Raw genomic sequence first — 20355 nt, 5'->3', positions numbered from 1 at the left:
AGGAAGTACGGCTGCTAGAGGAAAAGAACTTGGAAAAACTGAAAATGCACTCACCCAATCTCACGCAGGACAACGTCGCCCGTATTCGCGAATTGTTCCCGCACTGCATCACCGAAGCCAAGGGCGAAAATGGCGCGGTGAAGCTGGCGGTGGACTTTGATCAACTGCGACAAGAGTTGGCTGAATCAATTGTCGAAGGCCCTCAAGAGCGCTACCACTTGAACTGGCCAGGGAAGCGCGAGGCCCTGTTGACGGCGAATGCGCCCATTGCCAAGACGCTTAGGCCCTGCCGTGAGGAAAGCGTGGACTTTGATACCACGAAGAATATTTTCATCGAAGGCGATAACCTTGATGCACTGAAGTTGATCCAGGATAACTACCTTGGCAAGGTAAGAGCAATTTACATCGACCCTCCATACAACACTGGGGGAGATTTCGTATATGACGATGACTTTGCGGAAGGCTTCGGCGACTATCTAGCGAGATCAAATCAGACCGATACGGAGAATAATCGTTTAGTCCTCAATACCGAGGCCAATGGGCGGTTTCACTCGGACTGGCTCACAATGATTTTTCCAAGACTGAGGCTGGCAAGGAATCTGCTGCAAGATGATGGCGTTATATTCATATCAATTGACGACAATGAAGTCAGCCGGTTGAGAAGCATTTGCGATGAGGTATTCGGAAGCGAAAACTTCATCACATGCTTCGTTTGGCAAAAGACACTCACAAGAAGAAATGATGCGCGCCTTGTTTCTACTGCTCACGAATATATTCTGGCTTATGCGCGAGACATTACAAAAGCACAAATACTTCGTGTCGATGCGGATGAAAAGCAGCGCGCAACCTATACCAATCGCGATAACGACCCAAGAGGGGATTGGCTTGCGGTTCCATTTCATGCGCCAAATCTTCGACCTAATTTGACTTACCCTATCACCACGCCTGGTGGGCGAGTTCTTATGCCTCCAGCGGGACGGTGTTGGAGTACTACAAAGGAAAAATTCGAAGTGTTATTGGCTGACGATCGAATTTACTTTGGTAAAGACGGCAATGGGATGGCCCAGCGTAAGAAATTCTGGCTGGAACGCGAGGAGGGGATGGTTCCATGGACTTGGTGGTCATTTGATTATGCTGGGGAGAATCGCGAAGCAACAAAAGAAATTAAAGATCTATTTGACAACGAAAGCCCTTTTAGCGCCCCCAAGCCAACAAAGCTAATTAAGCGGCTCTTTAACCTTGTCTCTGCCAAAGACGGCGATCTGTTCCTGGACTTCTTTGGTGGTTCGGGAACAACTGCGCAAGCGGTCTTACAGCTTAACTCGGAAGATGGGATCAATAGAAAATACATCGTAGTTCAGATCGCGGAAGCGTGTTCTGAAGAAACCGTTGCGTATAAAAATGGATACTCGAATATTGCTGCCATAACGAAGGAGCGCCTGCGCCGCTGCGGAAAGGAAGTTCTCAGAGGGGACAACCACAAGTACTCGAAAAATGACGTTGGCTTCCGTGCGCTTCGGATTGATACATCAAACTTGGCAGATGTCTTCTACTCCCCAGACGCACTTGACAAGGAGAACCTTGACCTTTTCGTAGACAATATCAAGCCTGACCGCACCCCTGAAGATCTGCTGTTCCAGGTGATGCTGGACTGGGGCGTTGATTTGGCGCTGCCCATCGCCAAACAGGCCATCCAGGGCAAGGATGTCTTCTTTGTCGATGGCAACGCATTAGCCGCTTGCTTCGATGCCAGCGGCAGTATCGACGAAGTCTTTGTTAAGGAACTGGCTAAGCACGTGCCGCTGCGAGTCGTGTTCCGCGATGCGGGGTTCAAAAACAGCACGGTCAAGATCAACGTCGAGCAGATTTTCAAGCTCTTGTCGCCGGCCACCGACGTCAAATGCATCTAAGGGGGCTGCGATGAAACTTAAATTCAAGACGCAGGCCTACCAGACGGCTGCGGTGCAAGCCGCGGTTGACTGTTTCAAAGGTCAACCAGCTGCCTCGATGGAGGCCACCAGCTACCGCGTCGATCCGGGTAAGGCCAAGAAGGGGGTGGAAGACCTCTTTGCTGAATCAGGGTTCAAGAACGCAGACCTGAAGCTGACAGATGTTGCGTTGCTGGAGAACATCACCCAGGTGCAGCATCAGCAGAACCTGCCGCAGTCCACCGAGTTGGTGAAAACCAAGGTCGGCAAGGTCAATCTCGACATCGAGATGGAAACCGGTACCGGCAAGACCTATTGCTACATCAAGACCATCTTCGAGCTAAACAAACAATACGGGTGGAGCAAGTTCATCATCGTTGTGCCCAGCATTGCCATCCGCGAGGGTGTGGCCAAGTCGCTGGAAATCACGGCCGAGCACTTTCTGGAGACGTACCACAAGAAGGCGCGCTTCTTCATCTACAACTCCAAGCAACTGCACCACCTGGAGAGCTTTTCGTCGGACGCCGGGATCAACGTGATGGTGATCAACGTGCAGGCGTTTGCCGCCCGTGGCGCAGACAACCGGCGCATTTACGACGAGCTGGATGATTTCCAATCTCGCCGCCCGATTGATGTGATCAGCGCCAACCGCCCGATCCTGATCCTGGACGAGCCGCAGAAAATGGAAGGCGCAGCAACCCTGAAGTCTTTGGAGGAATTCAAGGCGCTGATGGTGTTGCGCTACTCGGCTACCCACAAAACTACGCATAACAAGATCCACCGACTGGACGCGTTGGACGCCTACAACCAGAAGCTGGTTAAGAAGATTGCAGTGCGCGGCATCTCGGTGAAGGGCTTGGCTGGTACCAATGCCTACCTGTACCTTCAGTCAATCGAAATCTCGACCAAGAAGCCCCCGGAGGCGCGTGTCGAGTTTGAGCAGAAGCTCAAGAGCGGCGAGATCAAGCGTGTGGTGCGCAAGCTTTCCAAGGGCGACAACCTCTTCTCTGATGGTTTTTCAAACGAGCTGGATCAGTACCGTGGCTATGTGGTCGCGGACATCAATGCCAACACGGATACTCTGAGTTTCACCAACGGCGAGGAGCTCTTTGTTGGCGAGGCTAGCGGGGATGTCAACGAAGAAGCGCTACGCCGCATCCAGATTCGGGAAGCTATCAAGGCGCACTTCGATAAAGAGCTGGCCCTATTCCAGCAAGGCATCAAGGTGTTGACCTTGTTCTTCATTGATGAAGTGGCCAAGTACCGCGATTACTCGGCAGCGGACGAGAAGGGCGACTACGCACGTATCTTCGAAGAGGAATACCGGCAGTACCTGAACGAAGTACTGGACCTGGATGAAACGCCGTACATCAAGTACCTGAAGGGTATCGATGCAGGCAGGACGCACAGCGGCTACTTCTCCATCGACAAGAAGACCAAGCGGCTGGCCGATCCAGATGTGGAGAAACGCGGAGAAAACGCAGGGCTGTCCAATGATGTGGATGCCTACGATCTGATTCTGAAGGACAAGGAGCGCTTGCTGTCTTTTGCCGAGCCGGTGCGTTTTATCTTCTCGCACTCTGCTTTGCGTGAAGGCTGGGACAACCCAAATGTGTTCGTCATTTGTGCGCTCAAGCACAGCGACAACACCATTTCGCGGCGGCAGGAAGTTGGTCGTGGTCTGCGCTTGTCCGTTAACCAGACCGGCGACCGAATGGATCACCCCGCCATCGTCCATGACGTAAACGTGCTAACCGTGGTGGCGAGCGAGAGCTATAAGGACTTCGTATCTGCGCTGCAGAAAGACATCAGCGAGTCCTTGTCGGCACGCCCTAAGGTCGCCGACGAAGCCTATTTCACCGGCAAGGTGCTCAAAACCCCGACTGGCGATATTGAAGTCACGCCGCAGCTGGCCAAGCAGATCTACAAGTACCTGCTTAAGAACGACTACAGCGACGATGCGGACCACATTACAGGCGCGTACCACGACGCCAAGAGGGGAGGCACCCTGGCTCCGCTACCCCCGGAACTGCAGGCTCATGCCGAGCAGGTGTACCAGCTGATCGACAGCGTCTTCAGCGACGGTCAGATGTTTGAGATCAGCGACGACCGTCGGCCAAAGAAGAATCCGCTCAACAGCAACTTCGACAAACAGGAATTCAAGGAGCTGTGGAATCGAATCAATCGCAAGGCAGCCTACAGTGTCGACTTTGATTCGGCGGAACTGGTCAAGAAAGCGGTCGAGGAGCTGGACAAGAGCCTACGGGTGACGCCCTTGCAGTACACGATCCAGAAAGGTGAGCAGATTGATCAAGTGACTGCCGATGCGCTGAAGAGTGGTGATGGTTTCAAGGTTTCTGAAACAACTGTCGAGTACGACAAGCAGTCAATTCATTCAACGGTGAAGTACGACCTCATTGGTAAGGTTGCCGAGGGAACGCGACTGACCCGACGCACTACGGCGGACATCCTTAAGGGCGTCAGTGTTGCGGTATTTGCGCAGTTTCGTACCAATCCTGAAAGCTTCATCACCGAAGCAATTCGACTGATCAATGAGCAGAAGGCGACGATGATTATCGAGCATTTGGCCTACGACTCCGTCGAGGACAAGTTCGAACTGGACATCTTCACCCTAGGACAGACCAAGCAGGACTTCACCAAGGCCGGTGATAAGCTGAAGCGCCACATCTACGACTACGTGATCACCGATTCCGGCATCGAGCGCGAGTTTGTGAAAGAGTTGGACACCTGTACCGACGTTGTCGTGTATGCCAAATTACCGCGCGGCTTCCTGATCCCGACGCCGGTTGGCGATTACAACCCCGACTGGGCGATTTCGTTCAAGGAAGGAGCGATCAAGCATGTGTACTTTGTGGCTGAAACCAAAGGGTCAATGTCATCAATGGATTTGCGCCCGATTGAGGCGACAAAGATAGAATGTGCACGGAAGTTCTTCGCCGAGATCAATAGGAAGTACGCCCCCGAGAACGTCAAATACGATGTGGTGAACAACTTCGGGAAGCTGATGGAGCTGGTGAAGTAAGCAGGATCTATGTCCAATCGGGTCTAACTCAAAAATGATCTGTCGCTTATCAGGGTATTCCTGACAAAAAAAAGAAAGTCCTGTTTTGAGCCGCTAAAGGGTTGCTCAAACAGGACTTTTCTTTTATCCCAGCCAAGGCTATGAGATGTTGTTTGATGCCCATAAGCGAAAAATTAGGGATTACAAATAACCTCGTTCGGCCAGCGATACGCAACCTTCACAGCCCACCACCACATGATCCAATATCCGGGTGCCGATCATGTCGAGGGCGTTCTTGAGGGTGGCGGTCAGCGTGCGATCGGCTTGGCTGGGCTCCGGATCGCCAGAGGGATGGTTGTGCACCAAGATCACCGCTGCCGCATTATGCTCCAGAGCGATCTTGACCACTTCCCGTGGATACACACTGGCACCGTCCAGTGTGCCTCTGAATAGCTCCCTGAAACCAATCACCCGGTGCTTGCTGTCGAGTAGCAGCACAGCAAAGACTTCGTATTCATGGTACTGCAGCAGTGTTTGCAGATGACTGAATACGTGTCTTGGCTCAGTCAGTGCTCGACCTTTAGACAGACGACTCATCGCAAGTTGTTGCGCCATTTGCAGGATGTCGGCTTCGGTAACCGGAGAGTCCATGACATAGGTGCCGGTTTCTTCACCGGCTCTGAGCTTGTGATATTTCATGCGGGTATTCCTATACGAGTGCGTGAGAACGCTGGGAATGTCGAGAGGGGGTCACTGGACTGTGGGCTTGCTGTTGTGCCGCGTGGCTTGCGAATCCAGTTTTTGAGCGAGTGAGGGTTTGGCAGGCGCTGTCAGTTGGACTTGGTGGGCTACAAGGCCGGGCTGATCCTCAATGGCGGGGAAAAATTCCTCGACGATGGCGCCGGTGTCCTCTTCGCTGTCTTCAAAAGCTCCATTTTTAAATCCCTGGCGGGCCGCGAGATCCAAGGCGCTCTGGTCAAAGCCCGAAGCTTGTCTGGTTTCTTCCCGCTGTTTGGCTTCAAGCAACGCGTCTTCCAGGCTCAGCCCACTGCGTACCGTGATGTCCACGTAGAAGATCGGTGTACCGTGGCTTTGCCGAGTGGACTTACCACGTAGACGCAGCTCCAGCGGTAGACAGGCCAGGCGATTGCCGGAGATTGCTTGCAGATAATGCAGACGCGCTGCCAGGGTGCGGATGCTGTTGTAGCCCGTGGTGCGAAAGACAAAGCTGCCCAGTGGATCGTCATTGCCAATTACTACGTTCAACCGGCCGTAAGGCTTGCAGGCATTGCCTTGAGCGAGTGAACACACATCCGGTGAGGGACAGGGAAGCGACTGGATGCCGTCCTTCGTCAAACGCTTGCAGGTCTCACCATTGCCGACGCACAGTGGCCGGCCGGTATTACGGTCGAACAAGCTGTAGTCCGCACGAAAATTCAGATCCGGCTCGTTGAACAGTAAACGCATGGGAATGCTGCGCAGCTTGCCGTCCTGGCCGTTGCGTAATTCCTCATTGAGCGGGTGCAGCAACCAGCCGTCGCGGCTTTGTACCTGGGAGGTGAGGGTGAACTGATCGTCTTTCTCCGGCAGGCGTTTGCCGTTTTTCTCGACAACCTTGCCGATGGAAATGCGCCCGAGTACCGGAGGGGTGATCACTAAACCTTTGAGCATGGTGGTTATCCTTGATCTGGAAATGAAAAAGCCACCGGGACGTGAAGGGTCCAGGTGGCTTGGGCGAGAGGTGAGGATTCAGCCGATCAGAAAGCGGCGACTGCCAGTTTTGATCTTGGAGTAGCGGGCCTGCAGGTAGGGTTTGTCCTTGAGCATCTGTTCGATATCCAAGCCGGTGCTGTCCTTGGACTTCTTCCAACTGATATAGCCCTCGGCAAACTCTGCACGGGTGGCTGTGCCCAGGGCCTGTTGCAGGACTTGCTTGAGCTGCGCCTCACGCGTTTCCTGCTCGGCAATGCACTGGCGAACAGCTTTGAGCTCCAGGTAGCTGGTGGCCAGCTCTGGGTGCTGACTAAAGTCCAGAGTCTGGCCGTTGTCCTCGGGGTAGAGGTAGCGTAACGCCGCTTCCGATGAGACCGTACCATCGGCCGGTGGTGGGGTATCGCTGACCACGTAATCCCAAAACAGCCGCTCCAGATCAATCAGCCGAGCAATTATCGACTCGTCCCGTTCGATGCGGTGAATCTCCAGGTGCTGGCCACCTAGCAGTACTGCGACATCCGCCGCCTGTTTGCCAGTTACGGCTAACTGATGCATGACCTGCAACTGCACATATTCGGGCACACCCTCCTTCCATAGGCGAGCACCGTTGATGCCGGCGGTTTTGCATTCAAGGATCTGTACATCGTCGGCACCGATCACCTCGCGGTCGATGTTGGCCAGCATCCAGGGCAGTTTTGGATTGGGATGCTGCAGCACGGCATTGATTCGCCGCACTCGATTGCTACTGCGCTTGCTGTAATGCCAGGCGACGATGGGTTCGAGGACGTTGCCCCAGTACGCCGGACTCTCCTCGTCCTGAGGATCGATCCTGGGCAAGGAGGCATCGCGTCCGGTTTTTTCCAGCCACAGCTCCAACTGAGACTTATAAGGGTTGAGGCCGACAGCGGCGGCTGCATCCGAGCTGCCGATGCCGCCTTTACGTACCGCCAGCCAATCTTCACGCGGCAATTGTTTGGTGCCAACCAGGCGTAACGCTGGCCGGGTTTTTACGGTGGTTTTTGGTAGTGTTTGAGAGGTCATGAGTATTCCCTAATGCATAAAAAACGCCTGACCAGCAGCAAGCTGATCAGGCGTTTTAATAGGTGAGAGGAACAAGACGTACGAGCCGAAAGTAACCGCGAGTAACCCCACTAGGCGGCGAGTTGAAGGGCTACGCTCAGGGCACGCTGTTTGATCGCAGCCCCTTGGCCGAACCAGGCCGAGTCCATGCGGTACTCATTACTCCGAGCCCGTCGTTCATGGTCGACGTACTCGGTGACGGCGTTGAGCAAGCCCCAGGCCGTTCCGCGAGATGATTCCAGCGTTGCGCCGCGACCTTGGCCTTCGTACAGTTCTTGGACTCTACGCAGCGCCCGTTCGTTGGGGAGGACTTCCGGCAACGTGCTGTGTGGGGAGACGTCACACAGCACGTTCATGAAGAAACCCATTGCCTCATGCCACTGTACTTTGCGTTCAGCCAAATTCCGCATCCGGTACATAAACTCATCCCATTGCGAAACGGCGATGCCCAACTGCTTTTTCACCACTTGCGGATCAAAGCGGGTGTTATGAGGCACTTTGATCGCACGGGTCGTACCATCAAGAGCGATGGTCAGGGTGTTGTTGCAGACCACCCGAACCGTGGTTGGCGTCGCTGTGGTGGCTAGGGTTCCATCGCAGGAGGTGGCCAATAATAGGTAGCCGTTTACCTGGTCATGGCCTTTCAATTCGGCCGTTTGTCCGGTACGTGCCAACGCCCAAAACTTGCGACCACCTTTCAGCACGCCCGCCGTTTCCAGCTCGTAGCCGGATACTTCAGTTAGATCTCGGTAGAACTCCAGGACCTCACGCGGTTGTACGATTTGGTACCGGTTGGACACGACGGAGAGCGGTGCCTTGGTATCGGAGCGGTAAAGCACTTTTTGTTCCGGGAACGAGTGGATGGTTCCCAATGGGCCGATGCTGTCAGCCTTGAAGTGAACTGGGCTTTCTTGAATCTTCCAATCCATGCCGGCTTCGCGTTGCCAGATTTCCAGCGGTTGCTTCTCGGAAAGGCGACTGCCCAGACCATGCCAGGGAGTAGCGCCGACGTAAGCCATTTGTTCGATCAGGTGTGCCATGGGAATGTTTCCTTGCGAATAAAGGGGAGACGGCGCCTTTTCAGTGAGGCACGGCGCCTGTTCACAACGACTTAACGGTTGACGCTGAAGCTGTAACCGCACTCTAGGCACTGGAAGTTGTTCAGTACCTTGTCATCCATTTGTTCACCCAGCGTGGCGCCGGCAATCCCACCGGCGACCCCGCCGACCAGACCACCCAAAATCGCTCCAGCAAGACTGCCAATAGTGATCCCGACCGGCCCACCGACCACACCGATTACCGCACCGGCTTCCGCCGCCGATAAGGCTCCGGCGGCTCCACTGGCTGCACCGCCGGCGACCCCAATTAATCCACCCGCTTGTTTACCGATATTTTTCGTGACGACACGTCCAGAGTTGCAGCTAGGGCAGGGGGCATACATACGCAAATCCTCCAATGATGAGCGTGCTCAGCCAAAAGCAGGCACGCCAAATTCCCTGCCGCAATCAATACGGTAGGGTGTTCATCGAGGTGATATAGGTTTGAAATTTTTTTGAACTGAATTCAGATCGAATTAGGGAGCGTCTCGTCTCGAAAAAACTGTCTTGGAGCAAGTGATTTGGTTTTTTCTAAGTCGAATCGCCCATGCCGATGAAGAATTTGGTATCACGCGACAACCTGTCTGCAGGTTGCGATGAGGGTGCACAAGTCTCAAAGCTCGGAATTCAGCCATACCGCGTTGGAATTGCCTGATGTGCTGAATCCCGTGCTGACCAAGTAGCTTTATATACACCGTAATCACACGAGCCAAGGGCTGGTTCAGCCTGGTCGAGGCCAGGCCGAGGGAAGGTGCCGTGAGTCACAATGTGCAGCGTATCGGCGGGCTGGCGCCGCAATTGCAGGCTGAGCTGGAGAAGCGTCAGCGAACCTGAGTGGGGGCGTTGAAGCAATTGTAACCGGCATACTGCGCTTCGGTAGTGACCTTGGCCAGCCATGGTCGAGCTCACTGCTTGTACGGTAATGGTGAAGTTGGCTTGAGGGCCGGCGGTAGTAACTACACGTTGCATGAAGGTTAGGTAGGTTTTCATGGGGGCAGGCTCAAGTGAGTGGTGATGAACTCCGTGGACTGTCAACAAACAGCACAGATTTTTACGCCTTTTCATTTATTTCTAACTGTCGTCTCAGCAGAAACGGTTGGGGATGTGCGTGAGTAGTTGACCTGTGCAAACCCCCAGCATTTGTTCTCCTCCTTGGGCAACCTATGCTCGGCCCCTGTAGATGGTTGTGTTGACCTTCTTCGGGCTGGTGGCGTGTAACAATATCGTTTTAAAGTGATGGCCTTTTGCCGCTCTGTACCACAGAGCTGCGTATTCAGATCTGAGGGTGGCATATGCAGGATGCGGACTCGTTGAAGCCCGGCTTCATGATTATTCACGGCAATCGCTTGGACGATTTGCGTGAGCTAGCGGTGAGCTGGATGCAGCGCTACCCGTTGGCCCCTCTGGAAAACGAAGTCGTGCTGGTGCACAGCAACGGCATTGCTCAATGGTTGAAGCTGGCGCTGGCTGAAGATCCGGATAACGGTGGCTGCGGTATCGCAGCAGCGTTGGATGTGCAACTTCCTGCGCGTTTCCTGTGGCAGGCTTACCGGTCTGTCTTGGGGGCCGAGACAACCCCCGAGTCTTCGCCGCTGGACAAGACTGCACTGAGTTGGCGTCTGATGCGCTTGCTGCCTCAATTGCTCAACAAAACCCATTTCAGCAGCTTGCAGCGTTTCCTTCAGGACGATGACGATCAGCGCAAGTGCCATCAACTATCCGAACGTCTGGCGGACCTGTTTGACCAATATCAGGTCTATCGCGCCGATTGGCTGGAGGACTGGGCGGCCGGGCGTGATCAGCTAAAGCACATCAAAGGCGGTGTGAAACCGCTGGATCCCGACAACCTGTGGCAGGCGGAGCTGTGGCGTGAAGTATTGGCGGATGTAGGCGAGGGCGCTCTTGAGCAGAGCCGTGCCGGTGTTCACAAGCGTTTTGTCGCACGCCTGCGTGAAGCAGGGCAGCCCCCGAATGGTTTACCTCGGCGTGTGGTGGTGTTTGGCATTTCATCTATGCCTGCACAGGTTTTGGAAGCCTTGGCCATACTCTCGCGCTACAGCCAGGTGTTGCTGTGCGTGCACAACCCTTGTCGCCATCACTGGGGCGATATCATCGCTGACAAAGACTTGTTGGGCCATGCCTATCGCCGTCAGCCAAACAGAAGTGCCTCTATGGCGACGAGCCAACATGGCCAGCCTTTGCTCGCCGCGTGGGGTAGGCAAGGTCGCGACTACATCAATTTGCTCGACCACTATGACGAGCCGGCGAGTTATCGACACCTTTTCGAGGGCCTAAACGGCGGGCGTATCGATCTGTTCAATGACGAGCCACCTTCCAGCCTGCTGGGCCAACTGCAAAGCGACATTCTTGAATTGCGTCCGCTGGCTGAAACCCTCGAAGTATGGGGCCCTGTCGATGTTGCACAGGATCGCTCGGTACGCTTTCACGTGGTCCATAGTGCGCAGCGTGAAGTGGAAGTGCTGCACGATCAGTTGCTCGCCCGCTTCAGCGCCAATCCCCAGCTAAGCCCGCGGGATGTGATTGTGATGGTTCCGGACATTAATGCGTATGCGCCGCATATCGAGGCCGTGTTCGGCCAGGTGCCACGTCATGACCCTCGTTATCTGCCGTTTACCTTGGCCGACCAGGGACAGCGTGGGCGCCAGCCATTGCTGATCGCCCTCGAACACTTGCTCAAACTGCCCCATAGCCGCTTCGCCGTCAGCGATATTCTCGACCTGCTGGATGTGCCGGCGGTGCGGGCGCGCTTCGGCATCAAGGAAGCGGATGTGCCGATCCTGCAGCGCTGGATCGATGGTGCCGGTGTGCGCTGGGGACTCAATGCGCAACAGCGCGAGAGCCTGGACATGCCCGCAGGCCTTGAGCAAAACACCTGGCGTTTCGGGATGCGCCGCATGCTGCTGGGTTACGCAGCCGGCCAAGGGCCCGAGCTGAATGGCATCGAGCCTTACGATGAAGTGTCCGGGCTGGAGGCGGCATTGGCAGGGCCTTTGTTGACCCTGCTCGATCACCTGGAAGTCGCCCGCGAAGATCTGCAGCAGCCAGCGACACCGGTGCTCTGGGTCGAGCGCCTGCAATCGCTGTTGAAGGTGTTCTTCCGTCCGGTGGGGGATGTCGAAGAATTACTGGTCAACCAGTTGCTCAGACTGCTCGATGACTGGCTGCGCACCTGTGAGTCCGCGCAATTCAACGAGCCTTTGCCGCTGAGCGTGATGCATGAAACCTGGCTATCCGGCATCGAGGATGGCGGCTTGTCGCAACGTTTTCTCGCCGGTGCGGTGAACTTCTGCACGTTGATGCCGATGCGTGCGATCCCTTTCAAAGTGGTGTGCCTGCTGGGCATGAACGATGGCGATTATCCGCGCCAACAGTCGCCAGTCGATTTCGACCTGATGCGTAACGATTACCGTCCCGGCGATCGCTCGCGCCGCGAGGATGACCGCTACCTGTTACTGGAGGCCTTGTTGTCGGCCCGGGAACAGCTGTATGTCAGTTGGGTTGGCCGCAACATCCGCGACAACAGTGAGCGCGTACCTTCGGTACTGGTCGGGCAACTGCGTGATCACCTGTCCAGCGGCTGGCGCTTGGCGCAGCCTGGCAAATTGCTGCATGCCTTGACCCAGGAACATCCGCTACAGCCTTTCAGCGCCGCCTACTTTGCCGACAAGCCGGGGCCGGACGGGCTGTTCACTTACTCGCACGAATGGCGTGAGGTGCATGATTCGCCAGATCAGCAGCCATCGGAAAACCTGTTGCCAGCGCTCGCCCAAGACACGCCTTTAACCCTGCGCCAACTGGCCGGGTTTGTGCGCGACCCCGTCGGGGCGTTCTTCCAGCAACGGCTCAAGGTCAACTTCGACAATGACGAATTGACCAGCCGCGACGACGAAACCTTTCAGCTCGACGGCCTTGAGAACTGGCAGCACCAGGACCGGCTCAGCCAGGCGCTCAAGCGTTGGGTTGAAGAGGATTATCAGCCTGAAGGCGCCGGGGCTGAGCTTGATCTGCACCTTCAGCGTTTGCAGCGCGAAGGCAAGTTGCCGTTGGGTGGCTTCGGCACGTTGAGCGCATCGGCCCTGGCCGAGCCGCTGCCGGATATGCTCGAGCGTTACCACGTGCAGTTGCAGGCGTGGCCGGAGGTCGAGGAGGGCCAAACCGCCGCAACGATCGCCGCTCATGAATCGGCCCCGGGATTGAGTGACTGGCTGGGCGGTATTCGCCGCAATGCCCAAGGTGAGCGTGCCTACTTGCAGCTGGACAGCAAGAAGCTGTGCAACGACGACAGTTGGCGCTGGCACAACCTGGTTCGACCCTGGGTGCGCCATCTGGCGTTGCAGCTGAGTGAGCCGGGCTGCACCTCGATTCTGGTCAGTTTGAATGGGGACGTGGTGTTCCGGCCAATGGCCCCGCAAGAGGCGCAGAAGCAGTTGAAATCGCTGCTCGAGGCCTGGGTAGCGGGCATGCGTGAACCGCTGCCGATCGCCTGTAAAAGCGCATTCGCCTGGCTCGAAGAAGCGAAGGAGGGCGGGGAAGACAACGACTCGGCGTCCGAAAAGGCCCGCGAGACGTTCGAGGGCGGGTACATGCGCTCTGGCGAGGCAGACAGCTCCTTCGCCTTGCGCCGTGCGTACGCGGATTTCGACCAACTGTGCGCCTCCGGTCATTTCACCTCATGGGCCAAGCGCCTGTATGGCGGCCTGTTCAATCATCTTTCTTCGAGCCGCGCAGGGAGCGACCAATGAATCCGCTGAATCTGAATCCCCTCGACTTTCCTTTGCATGGCAGCCGACTGATCGAAGCGAGTGCCGGAACCGGCAAAACCTTCACCATCGCCTTGTTGTACGTGCGCCTTGTGCTGGGTCATGGAGGCGAGGCCGCCTTCAAGGATCAGCTGACACCTCCGCAGATTCTGGTCGTAACCTTTACTGATGCCGCGACCCAGGAACTGCGCGACCGTATTCGTGCGCGCTTGACCGAAGCGGCGCTGTGCTTCCTGGAGCCTGATCACGAACACGACAATTTGCTGGAGCAACTGCGTGCCGATTACCCGCCGCAGGAATGGCCCAATTGCGCGCGCCGGTTGCAACTGGCAGGTGAGTGGATGGACGAGGCGGCGGTCTCGACCATTCATGGCTGGTGCTATCGGATGTTGCGTGAGCACGCCTTCGACAGTGGCAGCCTGTTTACTCAAACACTGGAAACCGACCAGAGCGAGCTGCTGGCGGAGGTGGTCAGGGATTATTGGCGTCGGCATTTCTATGCCTTGTCACCGGCGCTCTCCAAGGTGGTGGCCGATTGCTTCAAAACCCCGACTGATCTACAGAAGGCGCTCAGTCCTCTGCTATCGCGGGCAGACGCGGAGTTCCGGCAGGCAGGGGCATCGATCAGCGCTCCGGCACGATTGGATGCGCTTCTGCAGTCCCCTATCGATTGGGAGCAGCGATGTGTTGCGCTTGAGGACCGTGCCAGAGCTGAGTGGTCGCGAGATGTCGCCGGGATAAATACGCTGCTGCGTGATGTACGAACGAAGTTGAGCGGAAAATCCTATCCAACCAAGACTCCCGAAACTTTCGAGCAGATGCTTGGTGAAATCGCGAAATGGAGCCTGGGAGACGAAGCCTGTGCTCATGTTCGCAAGTGTGGGCAAACCCGGTTCAGTGTGAACAAAGGCGGCGTTGTCAGCGTGCACCCCGCTTTTCAGGCCATCGATACGTGGGTCGATCATCTGGAGTCAAAAACCGAGGTGCGCGCGCAACTGCTGCTGCATGCACTGCGTGAGGTGCAATGTTCGTTCAATGCCGAGAAAGTGCGCAGGGCGCAAATCGGTTTCGACGACCTGCTCAATCGCCTTGACCAGGCCTTGCAAGGCCCGTCGGGCCCGCGTCTGGCCGAGACCATTCGCAAGCAGTATCCGGTCGCCCTGATCGACGAATTCCAGGACACCGACCCGGTTCAGTACCGGATTTTCGAAACCATTTACCGCATTCCCGACAACCTGGATGACTGCGGCCTGTTCATGATTGGCGACCCGAAACAGGCGATCTATTCCTTTCGCGGTGCGGATATTTACACCTACCTCCAGGCGCGAAAAGCCACGGCTGGCCGTCACTACACACTGGGGACCAACTATCGTTCCACCAAGGCGATGGTCGAGGCGGCCAACCATTGCTTCCGCTACGCTGAAGCCCAGCCTCGGGGCGCGTTTCGGTTTGCCACGCAAGATCAGGACAACCCGGTACCGTTCATCAGCGTCCATGCCAATGGGCGCGACGATGTGCTGCAGGTCATCGGTACGAATCAACAGGCCCTCACGTTCTGGCAGCTGAAAACCGAGGGTGTGATCAATAGCGCCACCTACTTGCGTAAAGCCGCTGAAGCTTCGGCGTCGGCGATTCAGGCCTGGCTTGATCCCGCTGCAACCCAGCGTTCCGGTTTACTGAAGGGCAACGGTGAATTCGTTGCTCTGCGGCCCGCCGATATCGCCATTCTGGTGCGCAATCGCAAGGAGGCCGAAGCCATCCGTAAAGCCCTGGCCCATCGGCAACTGGCCAGCGTCTATCTCTCCGACAGAGACTCGGTCTTTGAAAGCGAAGAGGCCAAGGACCTTTTGTATATCTTGCGTGCGTGCGCTCAACCCACCAGCGATCGGCTGCTGCGAGCGGCAATGGCGACCCGCAGCGTCGGGCTGACATGGCAGACCCTGGAGCAATTGAATCAGGATGAGCTGTTCTGGGAACAACAGGTTCTGCTGTTCAGGGATTTTCGCGTGTTGTGGCAGCAACAGGGCGTGCTGCCGATGCTGCGAAAACTGCTTGCCACGTTCAAGGTCCCGGCCCGTTTGCTTCTGGAAGACCAGGGGGAGCGTCGCCTGACCAACCTGTTGCACCTGGCCGAGTGGTTGCAGCGCAGCGCCGCCGAACTCGATGGCGAGCATGCGCTGATCCGTCATCTGGCCGAGCAGATGGATGGCCAGAGCGAAGAAGAAATTCTGCGCCTGGAAAGCGATTCGGACCTGATCAAGGTCATCACCGTGCACAAATCCAAAGGCCTGGAATACCCCTTGGTGCTGCTGCCGTTCGCCTGTAGCGCAAGGGAGATCGATGGCAAAAGCACAACACCGCCGATGTTTCACGACAACATGGATCTGGTCATCGAGCTGGCCAAAGGTAAACAGGCCGAGACGGCACAAGGGTGTGCCAACGATGAGCGCATGGGCGAAGAAATGCGCCTGCTTTACGTTGCCCTGACCCGAGCCCGTTACGCCACCTGGATCTGCGTAGCGCCCAAGGGATTCAAGACCGGAGGAAAATCGACAGATCTGCATAAGGCAGGCCTGGGTTACATGCTGGCGGGGGAGAAGCCGATAGCCCCAGAGAGTCTGCCCGGCGTGGTCGAGGCACTGGCCAGTGGCTGCCCGGACATTGAGGTGTGCGCAGCGCCAGCACCATCGGAAAATGTTCACACGGCACCCACTCCACCACCGGTGGGGCCAGCCTTGCGGCCCTTGCACAAGCTCGCGGCAAATTGGTGGATTGCCAGTTACTCGGCCTTGGCCATTGCCGACGGATATGTCCTGATGGGGGCGGAGCCGGGTATCAGCCTGGAGCCGGCGACCGCGCTGGAAGCCAACTTGCAGGAAGAGGACGAAGCTGAAGCCTTGCCGGCAGGGGCCGGGATTCACGGTTTCCCTCGGGGCGCAGGACCTGGCACCTTTCTCCATGGACTGTTCGAATGGGCCGGTCGCGAAGGTTTTGCCAAGACCGCTGGAGATCCAATAACCCTCCATAACACCGTTGCCCGACGCTGCAACCTGCGCGACTGGGAAACCTGGATCGAGCCACTGTCCGCCTGGCTGGGCAGCTATCTGAATGCACCGCTGCGGTTCAACGGTACCCAATGCAAACTCTCGACCCTGAGCACCTATCAGGTGGAGATGGAGTTCTGGTTTTCCAGCCGGTCGGTGAACGTTCAGCGCCTTGATGCACTGGTGCGCCAATACACGTTGGGTGGTGCACCGCGTCCAGTACTGGCCGCCAACGAGTTGAACGGCATGTTCAAAGGCTTCATCGACCTGACCTTTGAGCATCAAGGTCGCTACTACGTGGCGGACTACAAGTCCAACTGGCTGGGCGGTAACGATCAGGCCTACGACGCCGAGGCGATGGCCGAGACCATGCTGAACAAACGTTACGACCTGCAGTTGTGCCTCTACCTGCTGGCGTTGCATCGTCAGCTCAAGCTGCGCCTTGCGGGATATGACTACGAAGAGCACATGGGCGGGGCGGTATACCTGTTCGTTCGTGGGCACCAGGCGCCCACCCATGGTGTGCATTTCGAACGACCGCCACGGCAGTTGATTGAACAACTGGACCAACTCTTCATGGGCCAACACGCGGAGGTCAGCGCATGAGCCAGACCCTTAAGCAACTGAGCAACAGTCAGCGCAACGTTGATCACCCGCCGTTGTTCGTTGGCGATGCCGACAGCAGTGAGCTGCTGCATCAACTGGACAATTGGGTGAGCCGCGGCTGGTTGCGCGCACTGGATCGCTCATTCGCCTCCTTCATTTTTGAGCAGGACCCCGAGGCCCAGGCCAGTGTGTTGCTGGCCGCCGCGATGACCAGTCATCAACTGGGTCGCGGGCATTCCTGCCTGGATCTGGTCGCTACCCTGCAAGCGCCTGACTTTGTGTTGTCGTTACCTCCTGAAGGGGAGGAGGGCGGCCAATTACCATCGCAATGGTTGCTGGGCCTGGATGTCGCGCAATGGCGCCGGGCGTTGTGCTTGAGCACGATGGTGGAGGATCGGGACGAGCCGCAGCGATTCCCGGAGCGGCCGCTGGTGTTGACCGGACAGCGCCTGTACCTGCGTCGTTACTGGAACTATGAGCGCAGCATTGCCCAGGCGCTGAGCGCTCGTTTGAGCGTGAACGCGGTAACACCGGAAAAACTTTCCAATCGGCTCGATGCCCTGTTCCCTGATACCTTCGAAGTTAACGGTGAACGCCGCAGCGACTGGCAAAAAATTGCCTGTGCACTGGCGACGCGAGGCAATTTCAGTGTCATCACCGGTGGCCCCGGCACCGGCAAGACCACTTCGGTCGTGCGCTTGCTGGGGCTGCTGCAAACACCGGCCGTGGAGGAAGGAAAACCGCTGCGCATTCGCCTCGCCGCCCCCACCGGCAAGGCAGCAGCACGCTTGTCCGAATCCATCGGCAAGGCGGTCCGTGAATTGCCTGTGAGCGTCCCGGTGCGTGAGGCGATTCCGACCGATGTTTCTACTTTGCACCGATTGCTGGGCAGTCGACCGGATTCGCGCAACTTCATTCACCACCGGGATAAGCCACTGGAGCTGGATGTATTGGTGGTCGATGAAGCGTCAATGATTGACCTGGAAATGATGGCTTGCCTGCTCGATGCCTTGCCTCGGCAGGCGCGCTTGATCCTGTTGGGTGACAAGGATCAGCTGGCATCGGTGGATGCAGGCTCCGTGTTGGGCGACCTTTGTCGCAACGCTGAAGCCGGCGGCTATAGCGAGCAAACAGTGGCCTGGCTGGAAGCCCACAGTGGCGAGTCGGTCAGCGCTCCGGGGTTGCAAACGGCAGTCGGTGCTGGCGATCCGCTGGCCCAGCAAACCGTCATGCTGCGCTACTCCCGACGCTTCGACGCCCAGCAGGGCATTGGGCGTCTGGCCAAACTGGTCAATGAGAAAAATGCCGCCGAAGCACGAGGCCTGCTTGATCAGCAATTGCCTCAGCTGTTCAACCTCAAGTTGCGAGGCGAGCATGATGCCGCACTCACCGAGTTGATTATCAACGGCAAAGGCGATGCTCCTGGTTATCGCCATTACCTTGAGCAGCTACGAGACCAGCGTCCTGCGAAAGACACTCCCTGGGACAGTGCCCTCTGGGCCGGTTGGGCTGGCAAAGTATTGGGCGCGTTTGATGAGTTCCGTCTGCTCTGTGCGCTGCGTCGCGGGCCTTGGGGTGTCGAGGGACTGAATCAACGAGTGGCCGCCGAACTGCGCCGCTGTGAGTTGTTGTCGGGGGACCAGGGTTGGTACGAAGGGCGACCGGTACTGGTCACCCGCAATGATTACAGCCTGAGCTTGATGAATGGTGACATCGGCATTGCTCTCTGGGTACCGGGTCCCTCTGCAGTACGGGTTCTACGTGTAGCCTTCCCGCGAAACGATGGCAGCGGCGGCGTACGTTTCGTGATGCCGAGTCGGCTAGTGGAGGTTGAGACCGTTTTCGCCATGACGGTGCACAAGTCCCAGGGGTCGGAGTTCAACCATACGGCTCTGGTATTGCCCGATGCGCTGAACCCTGTGCTGACCAAGGAGCTGTTGTACACCGCCATCACCCGTGCCAAGCAATGGTTCAGCCTGGTCGAAGCCAGTCCGGGCGTATTTGAAGGGGCGGTCAGTCGCAATGTGCAGCGAACCAGTGGGCTGGCGCTGCAACTGCAAGATGAGCTGGCAAAACTTCAACGCACCTGAGTGGGTGCGTTCAGGCATTTGTAGCCTGGGTACTGGGCTTCAGCGGTGACCTTTGCCATGGCAGAGGTCACCGCTTGAACCGTGATGGTGAAGTTGGCTTGGGGGCCGGCGGTGGCAACCACACGTTGCATAAAGGCTTTGTAGGTTTTCATGGCGCTGTCCTCTATGGCGGTGGGATTACGCTGCTTCGCCGTTACCACGCTTGCTGGTGATCTTTACCGCTCGACCGAGCGCAAAGAGCAGCATGTCGATGTTTACTACGAATCCCGGTTCCGAATCCTGACGCACTTTAAAGTGCTTCGAGAGCCAGCCTTTGTAGCGTTCGATGCAGGCGACATCGTTGTCCCAGTTGATCTTCTTGCGAATGGTCTTGATCTTGGAAAAGTCTGGGTCGTTGATCTGCTCATAGAGTTCGAAGGCACGAAGCACGTGCTGATCGACAATGGATTCCGAGCGATCAGCCAGGTGTCGACCGAACTGTCTGAATACCTGGCCTGGGCCGTTAGTCAGCGATGTTGGTCTGACATCGGCTGCACCTTTGATGATGTGCGCCACCTTTTGCAGGTCGCCATTTTTCCAGACTAGGGCGAAGAGCAGCTTTTCCAGAGGTGTTTCCAGTTTGGCGCTGAGGTCCGCATGCAAGCGAAGATCGTTGCCAACCTTAGTCATGAGGGAACTGATGTCGTGGTCCGTCAACTTCAACTGCAATTCTGGGTATTTGTTGCGGTCCATCTGCCATTTTTCCAGCAGGGGATCGGACGTCAGTATCTTTTTCAGGTCGGACACTTTGTCGGCGTTCAGTATCTCGGTGAACGTGGTTTCCACCAGCTCCAGGGCTTCCAGATTATTCAATATCGTGTTCTCTCGTGGGGTCTGATACAAAGCTTGATTCACTCGTGCGACAGATCATGTCGCACTGCGTCAGGGCTCGGTATTTTTTGGAGTCGAGTGCCAGCGGCAAGGTTGTCGCGAACAGGGCAGTCGAAAGGGACCG

The 20355-nt window shown here is 56.7% G+C and carries 12 protein-coding genes and 1 pseudogene; 6 read left to right on the top strand and 7 right to left on the bottom strand.

What is annotated here, in order from left to right; all coding sequences use genetic code 11:
* The first annotated feature begins 29 nt into the window (after window positions 1-29).
* Window positions 30-1910 (top strand): site-specific DNA-methyltransferase, encoded by a 1881-nt coding sequence (locus HBO10_RS20415; protein ID WP_026067335.1) that lies wholly within the window; start codon window positions 30-32, stop codon window positions 1908-1910.
* Window positions 1911-1920: 10 nt separating this feature from the next.
* On the top strand, window positions 1921-4971 hold the full coding sequence (locus tag HBO10_RS20410; RefSeq protein WP_017528839.1) for a DEAD/DEAH box helicase family protein: 3051 nt from the start codon (window positions 1921-1923) through the stop codon (window positions 4969-4971).
* A gap of 180 nt (window positions 4972-5151) precedes the next feature.
* On the opposite strand, the gene radC is transcribed toward HBO10_RS20410, so the two are convergent.
* From radC to HBO10_RS20385, 5 genes are all read right to left on the bottom strand, one after another.
* Window positions 5152-5649: a DNA repair protein RadC gene (radC, locus tag HBO10_RS20405; RefSeq protein ID WP_017528838.1), complete on the bottom strand. Its 498-nt coding sequence runs from the start codon at window positions 5647-5649 to the stop codon at window positions 5152-5154.
* 51 nt (window positions 5650-5700) lie between these two features.
* On the bottom strand, window positions 5701-6621 hold the full coding sequence (locus tag HBO10_RS20400) for a hypothetical protein (RefSeq protein WP_017528837.1): 921 nt from the start codon (window positions 6619-6621) through the stop codon (window positions 5701-5703).
* 78 nt (window positions 6622-6699) lie between these two features.
* The gene (locus HBO10_RS20395; RefSeq protein ID WP_146469954.1) at window positions 6700-7704 is read right to left on the bottom strand and encodes a lambda-exonuclease family protein; all 1005 of its coding nucleotides are present in this window, start codon (window positions 7702-7704) and stop codon (window positions 6700-6702) included.
* 110 nt (window positions 7705-7814) lie between these two features.
* Window positions 7815-8783, bottom strand: coding sequence for a DUF932 domain-containing protein (locus tag HBO10_RS20390; RefSeq protein ID WP_017528835.1), 969 nt, complete (start codon window positions 8781-8783; stop codon window positions 7815-7817).
* Window positions 8784-8854: 71 nt separating this feature from the next.
* On the bottom strand, window positions 8855-9184 hold the full coding sequence (locus tag HBO10_RS20385) for a hypothetical protein (RefSeq protein WP_017528834.1): 330 nt from the start codon (window positions 9182-9184) through the stop codon (window positions 8855-8857).
* Between the two features lie 249 nt (window positions 9185-9433).
* Here HBO10_RS20385 and HBO10_RS31390 point away from each other — a divergent pair.
* From HBO10_RS31390 to recD, 4 genes and pseudogenes are all read left to right on the top strand, one after another.
* Window positions 9434-9674, top strand: a pseudogene (locus HBO10_RS31390) (exodeoxyribonuclease V subunit alpha); the annotation flags it as partial.
* 458 nt (window positions 9675-10132) lie between these two features.
* Window positions 10133-13603 (top strand): exodeoxyribonuclease V subunit gamma, encoded by a 3471-nt coding sequence (gene recC / locus HBO10_RS20380; RefSeq protein WP_153330561.1) that lies wholly within the window; start codon window positions 10133-10135, stop codon window positions 13601-13603.
* The gene (gene recB, locus HBO10_RS20375) at window positions 13600-17271 is read left to right on the top strand and encodes an exodeoxyribonuclease V subunit beta (RefSeq protein WP_017528832.1); all 3672 of its coding nucleotides are present in this window, start codon (window positions 13600-13602) and stop codon (window positions 17269-17271) included. Before recC ends, recB begins: the two co-directional genes overlap by 4 nt.
* On the top strand, window positions 17268-19361 hold the full coding sequence (recD, locus tag HBO10_RS20370) for an exodeoxyribonuclease V subunit alpha (protein WP_017528831.1): 2094 nt from the start codon (window positions 17268-17270) through the stop codon (window positions 19359-19361). Before recB ends, recD begins: the two co-directional genes overlap by 4 nt.
* Here the strand turns inward: recD and HBO10_RS20365 are convergent.
* Both HBO10_RS20365 and HBO10_RS20360 read right to left on the bottom strand, forming a co-directional pair.
* Window positions 19349-19513: a hypothetical protein gene (locus HBO10_RS20365; RefSeq protein ID WP_017528830.1), complete on the bottom strand. Its 165-nt coding sequence runs from the start codon at window positions 19511-19513 to the stop codon at window positions 19349-19351. The two genes, recD and HBO10_RS20365, sit on opposite strands and share 13 nt — an antisense overlap.
* 25 nt (window positions 19514-19538) lie before the next feature.
* A complete protein-coding gene (locus HBO10_RS20360; RefSeq protein WP_017528829.1) occupies window positions 19539-20213 on the bottom strand; it encodes a hypothetical protein in 675 nt (224 codons plus the stop codon).
* Window positions 20214-20355 lie beyond the last annotated feature (142 nt).

Source organism: Pseudomonas sp. WS 5503 (genome assembly GCF_012985385.1).
Lineage (GTDB): Bacteria > Pseudomonadota > Gammaproteobacteria > Pseudomonadales > Pseudomonadaceae > Aquipseudomonas > Aquipseudomonas paracarnis.
This window is presented reverse-complemented; position numbering and strand designations above follow the sequence as displayed.

Excerpts from the sequence above, each read along its gene's own strand:
- HBO10_RS20365 (WP_017528830.1), bottom strand. The coding sequence starts at position 19,513 with ATGAAAACCTACAAAGCCTTTATGCAACGTGTGGTTGCCACCGCCGGC.
- recD (WP_017528831.1), top strand. The coding sequence starts at position 17,268 with ATGAGCCAGACCCTTAAGCAACTGAGCAACAGTCAGCGCAACGTTGAT.
- recC (WP_153330561.1), top strand. The coding sequence starts at position 10,133 with ATGCAGGATGCGGACTCGTTGAAGCCCGGCTTCATGATTATTCACGGC.
- HBO10_RS20385 (WP_017528834.1), bottom strand. The coding sequence starts at position 9,184 with ATGTATGCCCCCTGCCCTAGCTGCAACTCTGGACGTGTCGTCACGAAA.
- radC (WP_017528838.1), bottom strand. The coding sequence starts at position 5,649 with ATGAAATATCACAAGCTCAGAGCCGGTGAAGAAACCGGCACCTATGTC.
- HBO10_RS20395 (WP_146469954.1), bottom strand. The coding sequence starts at position 7,704 with ATGACCTCTCAAACACTACCAAAAACCACCGTAAAAACCCGGCCAGCG.
- HBO10_RS20390 (WP_017528835.1), bottom strand. The coding sequence starts at position 8,783 with ATGGCACACCTGATCGAACAAATGGCTTACGTCGGCGCTACTCCCTGG.
- HBO10_RS20400 (WP_017528837.1), bottom strand. The coding sequence starts at position 6,621 with ATGCTCAAAGGTTTAGTGATCACCCCTCCGGTACTCGGGCGCATTTCC.
- HBO10_RS20410 (WP_017528839.1), top strand. The coding sequence starts at position 1,921 with ATGAAACTTAAATTCAAGACGCAGGCCTACCAGACGGCTGCGGTGCAA.
- recB (WP_017528832.1), top strand. The coding sequence starts at position 13,600 with ATGAATCCGCTGAATCTGAATCCCCTCGACTTTCCTTTGCATGGCAGC.